Source organism: Caballeronia sp. (assembly GCF_028292365.1).
GTDB lineage: Bacteria > Pseudomonadota > Gammaproteobacteria > Burkholderiales > Burkholderiaceae > Caballeronia.
In genome coordinates this window covers 1-14,384 of the sequence record NZ_JAQGMM010000470.1, presented here as the reverse complement: position 1 = coordinate 14,384, position 14,384 = coordinate 1, and the positions used below count along the sequence as shown (strand labels likewise).

Below are 14,384 nucleotides of genomic sequence, written 5' to 3'. Positions count from 1 at the left end.
TTTTTATCGCGATGTGGCCCGAACCTGTCCAACTCCTGGTGCGCCAATAAAGCCTTTCGATTCCGCGCACTATCCGCCCATGGCAGCTTTCCTGATCAAGCAGCCTTATGAGACCGTCAGACTTCATAGTGCGCAGGTTCAGGTCGGCGGCTTTAGAGCGCGCGTTCCGTCAGGACTATGCACGTCGCTACGCCGGTCAACGCAGGATTGCTTCGGCCATCTTCACGCTCATATGGGTATATTTTGCCGTCCGTGATTTGTCGCGGCCGGACAATCTCGATCCCGACAATCTCTACCACCATCACCTCGTCTACCTGAGACTTGCAACTGCCGTGGTTATGTCAGTGGCGGTAGGCTTGTTGTGGGGACGACGCGCCTACGACGAACGCTGGGCAGTCGGACTACTCAGCATATGGACGCTGAGCTGCTGGTTCACGCTGTTGCGGCAGATGGAGCTTGCCCTGATAGAAATGGCGTGGAGGTCAGTTTTTCCCGTCCTGACGTTAGTCCTTTTCATGATATTCACGTCGTACCGGCTGCGTGCAATCACGGCATTATGGTTAGTTTTGCTATGCGTTACGTCATTCCACTTTACACTTTACTGGTGGCCGAGGGGTCCTGCTGCAACGCAGTGGGCTGACTGGGTTTCCCGTGGGACCATGCTTGACATGACGTATGCGATTGGCGCCGTCGTCAGCATTCCATTGGAACGCGCTGCCCGGCGCGAATTCATGTCCCGGCGGACGCTGCGCGCCGCGAAGGCACGCGTTGATGCGACATCCCGCATCGTCAACCAGCAAAATGAACGAATGAAAGAACTCGTTAAGGAGAAAGAGCGGTTCTTTTCATCGGCTTACCATGACATCCAGCAGCCTCTCGCCGCGATCAACCTCTTCATCCGTAGCGCGCGGGTAAAGCTCGAAGACAAACACCCCGCAAGTCATGATCTCGACGTCATCGAGGAAACGGCACGCGATATCCTCGACATGTTCAAGGACATTCAGGACTACAGCGAGCTGGGTTCATACACACCGCACGTGGTACCTGTCGACACGCAGGCCGTGCTGACGGAGGTCTTCATGCAATACCTTGAGCCGGCAAGGTCGCGGGGCATCGAGTTGAGACTCAGCGCGCGTCGGCACTCCCCGCCGCCCATTGAAACCGATCGCTCCCTGTTCAAGCGGGCGCTGTCCAATTTTGTATCGAATGCGATCAAGAACACCTCCGTGGGGGGTGTCGTCATCGGCTGGGCGGAGATCGGGGATCGCCTTCGCATCGACGTGCGGGATACAGGTGTTGGCATTGCGCCCGCGCACAGGGAAGCGATATTCGCGGAGTACTATCAGATCAACAACCCGGGGCGCGACCGCTCGAAGGGGCTAGGGCTCGGACTGTCTATCGTGCATCGGGTGATTGGCATTCTGCCGAAGCACAGCATGAGTTTCTGGTCAGCCGAAGGGCGCGGGTCGCGCTTCTCCCTGTACGCGCCGATCTCTGAAATGGCACCCGTCATTGGGACGGACGATCAAAGGAGCGCTGCATCCACGTCCGTCCTCCAGGGCAGATATGTCTTGCTGTGCGACGACGAGCCGACCGTGCTCGAGGGCCTGCGGCGCTTGTTCCTCAGTGCGGGCGCATTGGTGGACACCGCCGAGTCGATGGCGGGATTTGAAACCATTCTCGCCGATGACGGCCGCATTCCCGACGTCATCGTCACCGATATCCGGCTGCGCGACGGGCCAACCGGTATCGAGGTTGCCGAACGGATCCGGCGGCATTTCGCCTGGGCGGGCGTGCTTCCGGTCGCGTTCATCACAGGCGAACTGGTATCTCCGCGCGCCCTTCGCGATTTCGCCGAACCGTTCGTTCTGTTGCGGAAGTCTTCCGCGCCAGAAAGCACGCTCGATGAAGTCAGTCGTTTCGTTGCCGCTCAACAGGCGACAGCCCTCGGTCAAGCACGGGATCTGTGACTGGCGGGACGCCGAGTTTGATCCCTCTGTCCGCCAGCATGACAATGAGTTCCGTACGGCGCCGCAGATTGAAATGAGCGAGCAGATGACTGACGTATTTTCGAACCGTGATGTCCTCGAGCCCCATTTTCAACGCAATGGCCTTGGAGGGAAGTCCGCGTACCAGCCACGCCAAGGTCTCGAACTCTCTCGGTGTGAGTCCCAGCCCGGATGCGGTGCTCATTTCCGAACTGATGCTCGGCCGCGCTTTTCCAGGTTCGCCAGGTTCATGTGCCGGAGCCTCGTCCGTACCCATGTCACGCCTGAGCCTCGCAATGCTCGCGGCGGGCAGGAACACGCCCCCGGCAAGCACCGCGCTTATGGCGGCGTGAAGCGCTTCAGGAGGCGACGATTTGGGTACGTATCCCATGGCGCGAAGCTCGATGCATCGCGTAATGGTTTCCACGCTCTCGTCAGCCGATATCACAATCACCGGCAACGACGGCCGCGACTCCTTCAATTCAGCTAGCGCGCTGCAACCGTAGCCGTCGGGAAGATCGAGATCGAGAAAAACGATGTTCAGCAGTTCCCCGAGCGCATGACTCATGCCCTGCGACAACGTACTCGCGTGAAGCAACTCAATGTCCGGAAAGAGGTCTTTCAGCAGCAGCGCCAATCCGGCCCTGAACAGCTCGTGATCATCAACGATCAGTACGCGCATTCCATCGTCTCCTAGAAACACCTTCGGGGCGAGCGGCAATCAGACCTTCGAATACTACACGCAGTACCCCCCCGTCACGGACCGTAGTGGCCTGATCAGACTAATGAATGGCGGTCACGTGCGGTGAATTGTCTGCAGGATCAGCACGACATTACACAACCGCAGGCTGGACGTTGAGGCCGGCCAGCGTGTCGCCAATGCAATCCAGCAACGCGACGGTCATCGAACTCTCCGGTGTCTCCTGCAGCGTGGCCAGCCCTATTTCAAACGGCAGCGCAGGTTCGAATGGCCTGATGGCAAATCCTTCCGATGGGCAGCAGGCCGCGAGCACCTGAGTGACGATCGTCACGCCCATGCCTCGCGCGACCATGGCACAGGCCACGCCGACCGAATGAACTTCGGCCAGCACGCGCGGCGTGATGCGGGCGCGGCGGAAGGCCATGTCGACTTCGCGCCTGTGCAGGCTTTGCCGTCCGAGCAAGATCAGCGGCACGAGTTCGAGATCCATCGCACTGATTTTGTCGAGTGCGGCTAGCGGATGATCGACGGGTACAACGCACGCAGACTGCGAATGAAATACGCGACGAACCCGCAGACCGGGCAGGCGTTCCGGCATTTGTACGAAAGCCAGATCGACTTCCCGGCTTAAGAGCGCGCGCTCGCCTTGTCCATACGTGCCTGACAAAACCTCGAGCACGGCGTCCTCGTGCGCCTTGCAGAACATCTCCATGATTTGCGGCATGACATGCTGGGCGAACGTGTTCGGCACCATCGCGCGAACCAGTTTCCGCTGCATTCCGCCAAGCCGCAGTTGCTGCGCATGACGCCGCAGGCAATGCGAGCCGTCAAGCAGGGTCTTCACTTCATCGACTAGCGCTGCCCCCTCGCGCGTCAGGGTAAGCCTGCCTTGTTCCCGCACAAAAAGTCTGAGACCGAGGTCTTCTTCCAGTTGAGCCAGCAGCCTGCTGACAACCGATTGCGAGATTTCCAGCCGCTGAGCCGCGGCCGTGGTCGTTCCAAGGCTCGCCACTGCTTCGAACGCTTCGATCTGTTTGAGGTTCATCCTTTCTCGCACATAAGGCTATGCAGATTCAGCATAGTGTTGCATCCGGAATTTGTCGGCCTAATTATCGCGAAACTGAACGAGATTTGCCGGGGCTTTTTGGCGGCTTGAAACGCTTCTATCGCCCGGAATCTCAGGGTTCGCAAAACTTAACGCTCGAGGTCCGTACGCAATGATTGGTTTCATCATCCATCGGTTTGTACAGAGTGCCGGCATCCTGATGCTGACCTCGGTGCTCGTTTTCTGCGGGGTGTTCGCCATTGGCGACCCGATCCAGATTCTCGTACCCGCCGACGCAAGCCCGGCCGACATAGCGCAGGCAGTGCACTCGCTGGGTCTCGACCAGCCGATGTGGAAGCAATACATGCTGTTTGTAGAACATGCGCTACATGGCGATCTTGGCCGCTCGTTCGTATTCAACCAGCCATCGATCCAGTTGATCATGGAGCGCCTGCCGGCCACGCTCGAACTGGCAATCGTGGCGCTTGTCATGGCGTTGATGATCGGATTACCGCTTGGATTGCTGGCCGGGATAAAAGCCAATTCGCCGGTCGACCGCGTGATCATGGGCGGCTCGATCCTCGGCTTCAGCCTGCCGAATTTCTGGCAGGGCATCATGCTCGTGCTGATTTTTTCGGTGACGCTGGGATGGCTGCCTTCGGCAGGACGGGGTCATCTTGGCACCCTGCTCGGTATTCATACGAGCCTCGCAACGCGCGATGGACTGATCCACCTGATCCTTCCGGCATTGAATCTGTCCCTGTTCAAAATGTCGCTCGTGACCCGGCTGACGCGCGCCGGCGTGCGCGAAACGCTGCCGCTCGACTACATAAAATTCGCCCGCGCCAAGGGCTTGCGCGAGCGCCGGATCATTTTTGTCCATGTGCTGAAGAACATCATGATTCCGATCGTCACGGTGGTCGGCATGGAGTTCGGCTCGCTGATCGCGTTCGCTACGGTGACCGAGACCATCTTCGCGTGGCCGGGCGTGGGCAAGCTGATCATCGACAGCATCATGCGCCTCGATCGTCCCGTGGTCGTGGCATATCTTCTGATCGTGGTCGCCATGTTCACGCTGCTGAACCTGCTGGTCGACATCATCTATTCGCTGCTTGATCCGCGCGTGCGTCTGGGAGGTGCCTGACATGAGCACGCTTTCAAACATCCTGCCGCGCTGGACAACAAACCGCGACACACGCACAGGACAAGCACTACGCGGCATGTTCGGCCGCCCCGCCGTCGCGCTCGCGTCGCTGACCTGCATTGCGCTGATCATCGTGGCGATCTTCGCACCATGGCTCGCGCCGCAGAATCCATACGACCTCGCCGCGCTCGATATTGTCGATGGCAGGCTACCTCCCGGCGCACGCGGCCATCTCGGCCATCTCTTCCTGCTAGGCAGCGACGCACTGGGCCGCGACATGTTCGCCGCGATGATGTTCGGCCTCCGTACCAGCCTTGGCGTCGGCATCTCCAGCGGCGCGTTCGCGTTGATCGTGGGCACGACGCTCGGTCTGGTGGCCGCGTATTTCGGCGGCTGGATCGACACGCTGATCATGCGCACCGTCGACCTCATGCTCGGCTTCCCGACCATCCTCGTGGCCTTGATGATGCTCGCCATTCTTGGCCAGGGCGTGAACAAGGTGGTCCTAGCGCTCGTGATCGTGCAATGGGCGTACTTCGCCCGCACGGTGCGCGCGGTCGCGGCCGTCGAAAGCAAGAAGGAATACATGGAGGCGGCGTTGTGCCTGGGCTTCAGTCATCGGCGCGCGCTCTTCAGCCAGTTGCTGCCGAACTGCCTCGCACCAGTCATTGTGATTGCGATGGTGCAGGTGGCAGCCGCCATCTCCGCTGAAGCCACGTTGAGCTTTCTCGGGATCGGCTTGCCCGTGACGCAACCCTCTCTCGGCTTGCTGATTGCAAACGGCTACCAGCAATTGCTTGCCGGCTTCTACTGGATCAGCGTGTTCCCTGGCGTGCTGCTGGTCATGCTCGTCTTCAGCATGAACATGGTCGGTGACGGCTTGCGCGAGGCGCTCAATCCGCGCCTTCAGAAATAGGAAATTCCATGCCTCCAGCTATTCCCACTTTATCGGTCGAGAAGTTGCAGACCCATTTCTTCACGGCGGCCGGCGTTGCAAAAGCCGTTGACGACGTGAGCTTCGATGTCTATCCCGGCGAGATCGTCGGTCTTGTCGGCGAGTCGGGTTCGGGGAAATCGATCACCGGCTTCTCGATCCTTGGTTTGATCGATGCGCCGGGACGGATTGTTGGCGGACGCGTCCTGTTCAAGGGTGTGGACCTGACGAGCTACGGCCGGGAAGCGTTGCGGCAACTACGGGGAAATCGCATCGCGATGATTTTCCAGGATCCGATGATGACGTTGAACCCTGTCCTTCGCATCGATACACAGATGATCGAAACCGTGCGCGCTCACGCGTCGGTGTCGAAACAAGCGGCTCGCGAACAGGCACGCGAGGCGCTCGCGGCGGTCGGTATTCCCGCGCCCGATGAACGGCTCAAGGCGTATCCGCATCAGTTGTCGGGTGGCATGCGGCAGCGCGTGGCGATCGCGATTGCCATGTTGCACAAGCCGGACCTGATCATTGCCGACGAGCCCACGACCGCGCTCGACGTCACCATCCAGGCGCAGATCCTCGCGCAAATGCAGAAGTTGTGCGCGCGCTCGAATACGGCGATGGTCTGGGTCAGCCACGATCTCGCGGTGGTGGCGGGGCTGGCCGATCGCATCTGCGTGATGTACGCAGGGCGCGTGGTGGAAACAGGTGACGTCGATACGATCCTCGAACGTCCACGGCATCCGTACACGATCGGCTTGCTCGGCTCCGTGCCGGAGAACGTGGCGCGCGGCGAGCCGTTGACGCAGGTCCCGGGCGTTGCCCCTTCGGCGCTTGCATTGCCCGTGGGTTGCGCCTTCTCGCCGCGATGCACGCATGCCACCGATAGATGCAGGACACAAAGGCCGCCGGTTTTCAAAGCAAGCGACAGCCATCTCCACCGATGTTTTCATCCCGTTGAGCGAGTAGCAGCATGAGCACGCAAGTTCTTGTCAAAGCCGACCAGGTGTCGCGCCGTTTCGTGAAGCGTTCGAGTTATGCCGAGCGCATTGCGCAGATGCTGGGCGCCAAACCGGTGTCGCAGACGGTCCATGCGGTGGACACCGTGAACCTCGAGATTCATCGCGGAGAAGTGGTCGGGCTCGTGGGTGAATCCGGCTGCGGCAAGTCAACCTTCGGCCGCATGCTGGCGGGCATCGTGCCGCCGTCGTCGGGAACCATCCACGTGGCCGATGCCCAGGGCGCCGGCACAACGGTTCTCGGTTCACGGGGGAAACTCGCGCACAGGCTCGGGACGCAAATGATCTTTCAGGACCCGATGTCATCGCTCAATCCGCGCAAGCGGGTGCGTGAAATTATCGGCGAGGCGCCGCTTGTGCATGGCATGGTGAAGCGGCGCGACCTCGATGATTACGTGGTTGATGTGATGGAGCGGGTTGGCTTGAATCCCGATGTCAGGCAGCGCTATCCGCACCAATTTTCCGGCGGCCAACGCCAGCGCATCAGCATTGGGCGAGCCCTGGCGGTGAAGCCCGACTTCCTGATCTGCGACGAATCGATCGCAGCGCTCGACGTGTCGATCCAGGCGCAGATCATCAACCTGTTCATGCGGCTTCGCGGCGATCTTGGGTTGACCTACCTTTTTATCAGTCACGATCTTGGTGTGGTTGAGCATATCAGTGACCGCGTCGCGATCATGTATCTCGGACGGATCGTGGAGACCGCGCCTACGGCTGATTTGTTCGCCAGGCCACTGCATCCGTACACGGTTGCGCTGCTGGACCAGGTGCCCCGCTTGTCGAATAGAAAGCGCGCGTACGAATCCATCAAAGGAGAAATTCCGTCCCCGCTTGCGCCTCCGAAAGGATGCCACTTTCATCCGCGCTGTCCACGCGCAATGCCGCGCTGCAACGTCGAGCATCCGGAATTGACAGAAACTGCAAGCAATCATTGGGTCGCGTGTCATCTATTCACGGAGGCGAAATGAGTCGCTTCCGGATCGCCGCCGCCTGCGTTTTGATCGCTGCATGCAGCGTCCCGCCGAACGTGACCGCCCGCGCGCTGACCATGGCTGTCGCCGCCGAACCTTCGTCGATGGACCCACTGTTCTCCCGCACGCAGAACAATCAGCAGGTGGAAAACATCTTCGAGCGCTTGATCGCGCGTGATGAGAACCTGCAAATTCAACCCGCTCTTGCCGTGGCGTGGAGAGTCGTGGATCCGACCACGTGGGAATTCAAGCTGCGCCCCAACGTTCGCTTTCACGACGGCACACTGTTCACCACGGCCGACGTCGTGTACTCCGTGAAACGCGCGTCGAACGTGCCGAACAGCCCCGCGCCCTTCTCCGGCGCAGTGGCAAATATATCGTCCATTGACGTGCTCGATCCGCTCACGCTGCGCATCCATACGAAGACCCCCGCACCCGGGTTTCTCGAGCAGATCGGCATGCTGTTCATCGTGTCGCGGCATGCCACCGAAGGCCATCAAAGCAACCAGTACGTATCGCCGGCCGTAGCAGTCGGGACCGGCCCCTACAAACTGAAACGCTGGGTTCCGGGCGATTATCTTGAACTCGTTCGCAACGACGGCTACTGGGGTCCCAAACCGCCATTCGACGCCGTCACGGTCCGCTTCGTCGCCAACGATGCCGCGCGCATGTCGGCGCTGCTCTCCGGTTCCGTCGACCTGATCGATAACGTTCCGCCGGTCAATGTGCCACGGCTCAAGCGCGACCCGGCTATCGCGCTTTACGCCGGAGCATCGGCGCGGCTGATCTATCTCGCACTGGACACGAGCCGCGAGCAGTCGCCGTTCGTGACCGGTGCGGACGGCCAACCGCTGCGAAGCAATCCCCTGCGCGATCTGCGCGTGCGACAGGCTATATCAAAGATGATTGATCGGAGCGCTATCACGCAGTATCTGCTGAACGGCGCGGGCGTTCCTGCCGGCCAGATGGTGCCGCAGGGAATGGGCGGTTACTCGCCGGCGTTGCCAGCCGATACCTACGATCCCGCCGGTGCGAAAAAACTGCTTGCGCAAGCGGGTTATCCCAATGGGTTCACGCTGACGATCCATTCGTCGAACGACCGGTTCTCCTCCGACGGCGACGTCGCCCAAGCCGTTGGACAAATGCTGGCGCGCGGCGGCATCCGGATCGCGAACGTGGTCACGCAGCCCTACAACGTCTATGCGGGCGCCGCGGCCAAGCAAAGCTACAGCGCCTTCATCTTCAGCTTCGGCAACACCACAAGCGATTCCACCATCGCGCTCTCCAACGTGATGGCGACCTATTCGCGAAGCGCTGGAACGGGCGCGTTCAATCGCGCCCGCTACTCGAATCCCGCGCTTGATCAGGCGCTCGCCGCGGCTAGCGCGAGTTTCGACCCGGTGCAGCGCGAGCGCTTGCTGGAGCAAGCGGCGGAAGCGGGATTCCGCGATCTTGGGATTATCCCGCTGTATTTCCCCGAGAACTTTTGGGCGACACGCAACGGCGTCACGTTCCACCCGAACAAGGCTGAATACACCACCGCAATTTATGTAGGAATCCGATAAAAATGATCGATATGGTTCACAACAATACATTCGACGCTGCATCCGGACAGGACGCAACGTGCATCGAGTTCATGATCCCCATGCGCGATGGCGTGCGCCTCGCCACGGACGTCCACCTGCCGGCAGGTTTTCGTCCGGGTATCGACGCGCCCTTGCCGACGATTCTCGAACGCACGCCCTATGGCAAGCGCGAAGTATCGCGTTCGGAGATCAACCGCGGAGAGCCGGCCGCGCGTCGTGGCGATGTTGCTGCGTACTTCGTTGCGCGCGGCTTCGCCGTCGTGTTCCAGGATTGCCGCGGGCGTCATGGATCCGAAGGCGAGTTCACGAAGTATCTGTCCGAAGGCCCGGACGGTTATGACACGCTCGAATGGATCACGCAGCAAGACTGGTCGACGGGCCGCGTTGGCACCATGGGTCTCTCTTATGCCGCGCATACACAAATGGCCGCAGCCTGCATGAACCCGCCGGGCCTCGTGTGCATGGTGATCGACTCGGGGGGGTTCTCTAACAGCTATCACTGCGGCATCCGGCAAGGCGGCGCCTTTGAACTCAAGCAGGCCACCTGGGCGGTGAATCAGGCAAAGGGGAGTCAGGCGGTTTTGAATGATCCGTTGCTCAAGGCGGCACTCGACGCGCAGGATCTGAAGGAATGGTTTGCACGCATGCCGTGGCGGCCGGGCCAGTCGCCGTTGCGCTTCGTGCCTGAATACGAGCGGTACCTGTTCGATCAATGGACGCACGAAACCTTCGACGAATTCTGGCAGCAGCCCGGCATTTATGCGGAAGGCTTCTATGACACCATGGCGCGCGTTCCGACTGTCCTGATGTCGAGCTGGTACGACGCGTATGTACGCTCGACCATGGACAACTTCGCGGCTATGTCGAAGCTCGATCCTGTCGCGGCGCCCACTTACCTGATCATGGGGTCCTGGCTGCACGGCGACCGCAACGCACGGTTCAGCGGCGATGTCGATTTTGGACCCGCCGCCATGATCGAAGGGCCGATAGCTGCGGACTGGCTTGCGTTTCGTGCGCAATGGTTCGACCGGTGGCTGAAGCCCGCCACGGTGGGAGTCAAGCAATCCGATCCTGTTGCAAGGATCTTCCTGATGGGCGGAGGCAGTGGCGCCCGCAATGCCGATGGCCGCATGGAACACGGCGGTTCGTGGATCCAGTCATCGCAGTGGCCGCTGGCCGACACGCGCTACACGCGTTTTTATTTGGCGGCGGGCGGCGTTTTGTCGGAGCAGCCGCCTGAAAAAGCGGATGCATCGGTTTCGTATGCATTCGATCCGTCGAACCCCGTGCCTACGATTGGTGGCGCATTGACATCGGGCGCGCCGGTTTTTGAAGGCGGCGCGTTCGACCAGCGCGAAGATGAACGCTTCTTCGGCACACGCAACCCGGGTGTGCCGCTCGCCGCGCGCAACGACATTGTTGTATTCGAAACGCCGCCGCTGGAAGAAGACATGGCGGTGGTGGGGCCAATCGTAGTGAGACTGTGGATATCGTCCGATGCACCCGATACCGATTTCACCGCGAAACTGATCGATATGTACCCGCCCAACAGCGATTACCCGGAAGGCTTCGCAATGAACCTGACCGACGGCATTTTCCGCTGCCGTTTTCATCAGTCGTGGAGCAAGCCCGAGTTTCTCGAATCGGGCCGAATCTATGAAATAACCATCGAGCCTTTTGCGACCGCGAATTTATTCAAGCGCGGGCACCGGATTCGACTGGATATATCGAGCAGTAATTTCCCCCATTTCGATGTTAATCCGAATAGTGGGGAATCCCCGGCTCTGGCGCGGGCACCGCGAATTGCCGTGAATACCGTGCACCTGGGAACGGAACATCCTTCGCATCTCGTCCTGCCGATCGTGCCTGTCAGCGCGCTCAGGGACCTGGAGGCGCTCGCCGACCACTAGCCACGCCCTGTAAATCCGGCATTCGCCGGCAAGCCCCTGAAACCTGTCTAGCGGCGCCCGTTCCCTCGGGCGTCAGGGAGAACTGTTGCGCATTTTTTTCATGCATCAAACCAGCGGCAAAACCCAAAGCAATCAACTACAGAGGAAGGATCATGCACAAGCACACTCCGCGTGCCCTATTGGCCGCGTCGGTAGGACTCGGCTTAATCGCGACGACCGCATACGCTCAATCGACCGTAACGTTATATGGCATTGTTGATGGCGGATTTACTTATACGAGTAACCAGGGTGGCAAAAGCAATTACCAGGCAACAGCCGGCAGCGAGCAAGGATCACGCTGGGGCTTTCTCGGCAAGGAAGATCTGGGCGGCGGCAACGCGGCGATTTTCCGGCTTGAAAACGGCTTCAATCTGCAGACCGGCGCGGCAAGTGCGAACGGCCGCATCTTCGGCCGTCAGGCGTGGGTCGGGTTGTCGAGCAACAAATGGGGTTCAGTGACGCTCGGGCGCCAGTACAACGCGGCACAGGATTCGCTCGAACCGCTGCAGGTCTCCGCGGACACTTCGCAATACGGCACACACCCGTTCGATACCGACGACCTGAACAACACGTTCCGCACCGATAACTCCGTGAAGTACGTCACGCCGAACTTCCATGGCTTGCAGCTCAATTCCATGTACGGCTTTAGCAACAACGCCGGCAATTTTGCCTTGAGCCGTTCTTATAGTGTGGGTGCGTCCTACGCGGGTGGTCCATGGCGTCTTGGCGCGGCGTATGTTCGTATCGACAATCCGGCGGTTGATACTACCGGATCTATTCCTTCGGATAACTACTTTACTTTTATCAAAGGGATAACAAAGCAGCAGATCTATGGCGCGGGTGGTCTCTACGATTTCGGCAAGGCGAGTCTCGGCTTGATGTACACCAGCACAACCTTCGACCTGACACCGACCACGCAACACCAGACGTTCCAGAACGCGGAGGCGAGCATTCGCTATCAGTTCACTCCTGCGCTACGGGCAGCGTTGGGCGAGACGTATACCGAAGTAACCGCGAACGCCAAGCCTGCGAGCTGGCATTACTGGCAGACCACGAGCGCTCTGCAGTATTTCTTGTCGAAGCGAACCGATGTATACATTGATCTGATCTATCAGCGCGCGAGTGGAGCGGTCGCTGCGATTGAAGGGACATCGGGTGCGTCGAGCAGCCACACGCAGTTCCTGGCTGTCACCGGGATTCGGCAAAAATTCTAAATAGTGTGCTGACCTGTGCCACTGTCCCCGCAGTGGCGCGTTTGCGCAACACGCCTGCACCGCATGCCTAAGACACAAACGGCAGCTTCACATCGCGCGCCGCATCGAGCATGGACAAAGTAATCTTCCGGACCTCCAGCTTGCTCTGCGTGATATGCGCGCGTAACAGAATAGTTGCCTCGGTCAGCCGGTTACGCTCGATGAGATACAGCATGGTCGAGTGCTCGTCATAGGTCGCGCTGGTGCGGTGAGGCTTGAGAAAATCGAGTCGGCGCACAATGCGGATGCGCTCCGTGACGTCGTTGTGCACGCGCACCATCTCGGCGTTGCCGGTAGCGGCCACGATCTGCCGATGAAAATTTTCGTCCATGCCGAACATCTTCACCGGATCGGCTTCGCGCGCTTCCGGCTCGACGCACCAGATTGCCTTGAGCGCATCAATAGCCTCACGCGCTACTTCGCTTCCCGATGTCAACCGTTCAAGCGCGGCCACTTCAAGCACAATGCGCAGGTCGTAGAGCTGGTCCATCTGGTCGAAGTCAATCCGCGCCACCTTCCATCCGCGCCGGAAACCAACCTCCAGATAACCTTCGCGTTGCAGCCGGAACAAGCCATCACGCATCGGCGTGCGCGATACGCCGTAGTACTGTGCAATACCGTTCTCTGAAAAGCGATCGCCCGGGAAAAGCCGGAAGTTGAAGATATCGGTTTTCAGCCGCTGATAGACCTGCTCGGCAAGCGGATTGGCGGCGTTCGGCTCGATTGCTTCGACCCCTGTTTCAATTGTCTCTTCCGACATGTGGGTTCCCCTTTGTTCTTGTTATCGGCGGTTCAGGGCTTGCGAATGAGGCTTACATGCGCGGCGACGATTGTAAAACCCTCGGCAGGACCGAGGCGCGCCCAGGTCTGCATCTGACGTCCGATCAACGGCGTTGCGTCGCTCGTAAATTCCGTGCTGACAGTCGCGAAGTCACGGCCGTATGTGGTGATGACAGTCCGATGCAACGCGCGTGAAGCGGGCACCGGTTCACAGGTTTCGCGCCATTGGCGAATCGCTTCGCCGCCATGCTGGATTTCGGCAATGCCATAACGCACCGTCTCGGGTGCGTCCCAGAACAACGCGTTCATCGTTCCAATATCATTCGCCACGAGCGCGCGTTCGTACTCGACAAACGCCGCGCACACTTCGGCAATCACTTCCGGCAGGTTGATGTCCATCGTCGGCAGGTTCCTCATGCTGCGGTAAAAGATGACAGCGGCGCGGTCCATCCAACAATGCCGCCCTGGGACCGTACCATCGCAAGCGTCGCAAGCTTGAACGCCGGAAAATAGCTGGCGGTCGCGTCCTCGACCAGCAGGCAATCGTAACCGCGGTCATTCGCTTCGCGCATCGACGTCTGCACGCATACTTCCGTCGTGACTCCGGCAAAAATCAGATGCGTGATATGCCGCGCCACCAACGCCTGAGTTAGTAATGTCGCATAAAACGCGCCCTTGCCGGGTTTATCAATGACAAGCTCGCCTTCGGCCGGTGCAAGGGCATCGACGATCGCATTGCCCGGTTCCCCGCGAATCAGGATGCGGCCCATCGGTCCTTCGTCTCCAATGCGAGCGTTAGGCGCGCCACGAAGCCGCTTGGCAGGCGGACAATCCGACAGATCCGCTGCATGCGATTCACGCGTGTGGACCACGAACCATCCGCTTGCGCGCGCCAAAGCAAGCAGCGAGGCGACAGTCGGCACGATCTGTGCAAGCAGCGATACATCGTTGCCTAACGATTCCCCAAAGCCACCAGGTTCGATGAAATCACGCTGCATGTCGATGATGACAAGCG

At 59.8% G+C, this 14,384-nt stretch carries 13 protein-coding genes; 8 read left to right on the top strand and 5 right to left on the bottom strand.

Going from position 1 to position 14,384, the window contains the following annotated elements:
* Positions 1-809: 809 nt before the first annotated feature.
* Positions 810-1,970: a hybrid sensor histidine kinase/response regulator gene (locus tag JWR14_RS27445; protein ID WP_299715010.1), complete on the top strand. Its 1,161-nt coding sequence runs from the start codon at positions 810-812 to the stop codon at positions 1,968-1,970.
* Here the strand turns inward: JWR14_RS27445 and JWR14_RS27440 are convergent.
* Both JWR14_RS27440 and JWR14_RS27435 read right to left on the bottom strand, forming a co-directional pair.
* On the bottom strand, positions 1,912-2,670 hold the full coding sequence (locus tag JWR14_RS27440; RefSeq protein WP_299715007.1) for a response regulator transcription factor: 759 nt from the start codon (positions 2,668-2,670) through the stop codon (positions 1,912-1,914). The two genes, JWR14_RS27445 and JWR14_RS27440, sit on opposite strands and share 59 nt — an antisense overlap.
* Positions 2,671-2,821: 151 nt before the next feature.
* Positions 2,822-3,733, bottom strand: a complete 912-nt coding sequence (locus tag JWR14_RS27435) for a LysR family transcriptional regulator (RefSeq protein WP_299715004.1) — start codon at positions 3,731-3,733, stop codon at positions 2,822-2,824.
* A gap of 172 nt (positions 3,734-3,905) precedes the next feature.
* Between JWR14_RS27435 and JWR14_RS27430 the strand changes: the two genes are divergently transcribed.
* From JWR14_RS27430 to JWR14_RS27400, 7 genes are all read left to right on the top strand, one after another.
* Positions 3,906-4,877, top strand: a complete 972-nt coding sequence (locus JWR14_RS27430) for an ABC transporter permease (RefSeq protein ID WP_299715001.1) — start codon at positions 3,906-3,908, stop codon at positions 4,875-4,877.
* A gap of 1 nt (position 4,878) precedes the next feature.
* Positions 4,879-5,793 carry an ABC transporter permease gene (locus JWR14_RS27425; RefSeq protein ID WP_299714999.1) on the top strand — a complete coding sequence of 305 codons (915 nt, stop codon included), beginning with the start codon at positions 4,879-4,881 and terminating at the stop codon, positions 5,791-5,793.
* A gap of 8 nt (positions 5,794-5,801) precedes the next feature.
* Positions 5,802-6,788: an ABC transporter ATP-binding protein gene (locus tag JWR14_RS27420; RefSeq protein ID WP_299714996.1), complete on the top strand. Its 987-nt coding sequence runs from the start codon at positions 5,802-5,804 to the stop codon at positions 6,786-6,788.
* Complete coding sequence (locus JWR14_RS27415; protein WP_299714993.1) at positions 6,785-7,798, top strand: oligopeptide/dipeptide ABC transporter ATP-binding protein; 1,014 nt, start codon at positions 6,785-6,787, stop codon at positions 7,796-7,798. Before JWR14_RS27420 ends, JWR14_RS27415 begins: the two co-directional genes overlap by 4 nt.
* A complete protein-coding gene (locus JWR14_RS27410; protein ID WP_299714990.1) occupies positions 7,795-9,366 on the top strand; it encodes an ABC transporter substrate-binding protein in 1,572 nt (523 codons plus the stop codon). The genes JWR14_RS27415 and JWR14_RS27410 overlap by 4 nt, the downstream gene beginning before the upstream one ends.
* 11 nt (positions 9,367-9,377) lie before the next feature.
* Positions 9,378-11,297, top strand: a complete 1,920-nt coding sequence (locus JWR14_RS27405; protein WP_299715013.1) for a CocE/NonD family hydrolase — start codon at positions 9,378-9,380, stop codon at positions 11,295-11,297.
* Between the two features lie 152 nt (positions 11,298-11,449).
* Entirely contained in the window at positions 11,450-12,550 is a 1,101-nt protein-coding gene (locus tag JWR14_RS27400; protein WP_299714987.1) for a porin, read from the top strand.
* Positions 12,551-12,617: 67 nt separating this feature from the next.
* Here JWR14_RS27400 and JWR14_RS27395 read toward each other — a convergent pair whose 3' ends face one another.
* The 3 genes from JWR14_RS27395 to JWR14_RS27385 all read right to left on the bottom strand — a co-directional run.
* Entirely contained in the window at positions 12,618-13,349 is a 732-nt protein-coding gene (locus tag JWR14_RS27395) for a GntR family transcriptional regulator (RefSeq protein ID WP_299714984.1), read from the bottom strand.
* Between the two features lie 32 nt (positions 13,350-13,381).
* Complete coding sequence (hpxZ, locus tag JWR14_RS27390) at positions 13,382-13,768, bottom strand: oxalurate catabolism protein HpxZ (protein ID WP_299714981.1); 387 nt, start codon at positions 13,766-13,768, stop codon at positions 13,382-13,384.
* A gap of 14 nt (positions 13,769-13,782) precedes the next feature.
* Positions 13,783-14,384, bottom strand: a 602-nt coding sequence (locus tag JWR14_RS27385) for an isochorismatase family cysteine hydrolase (RefSeq protein WP_299714978.1), incomplete at its 5' end; no start/stop codon positions are given.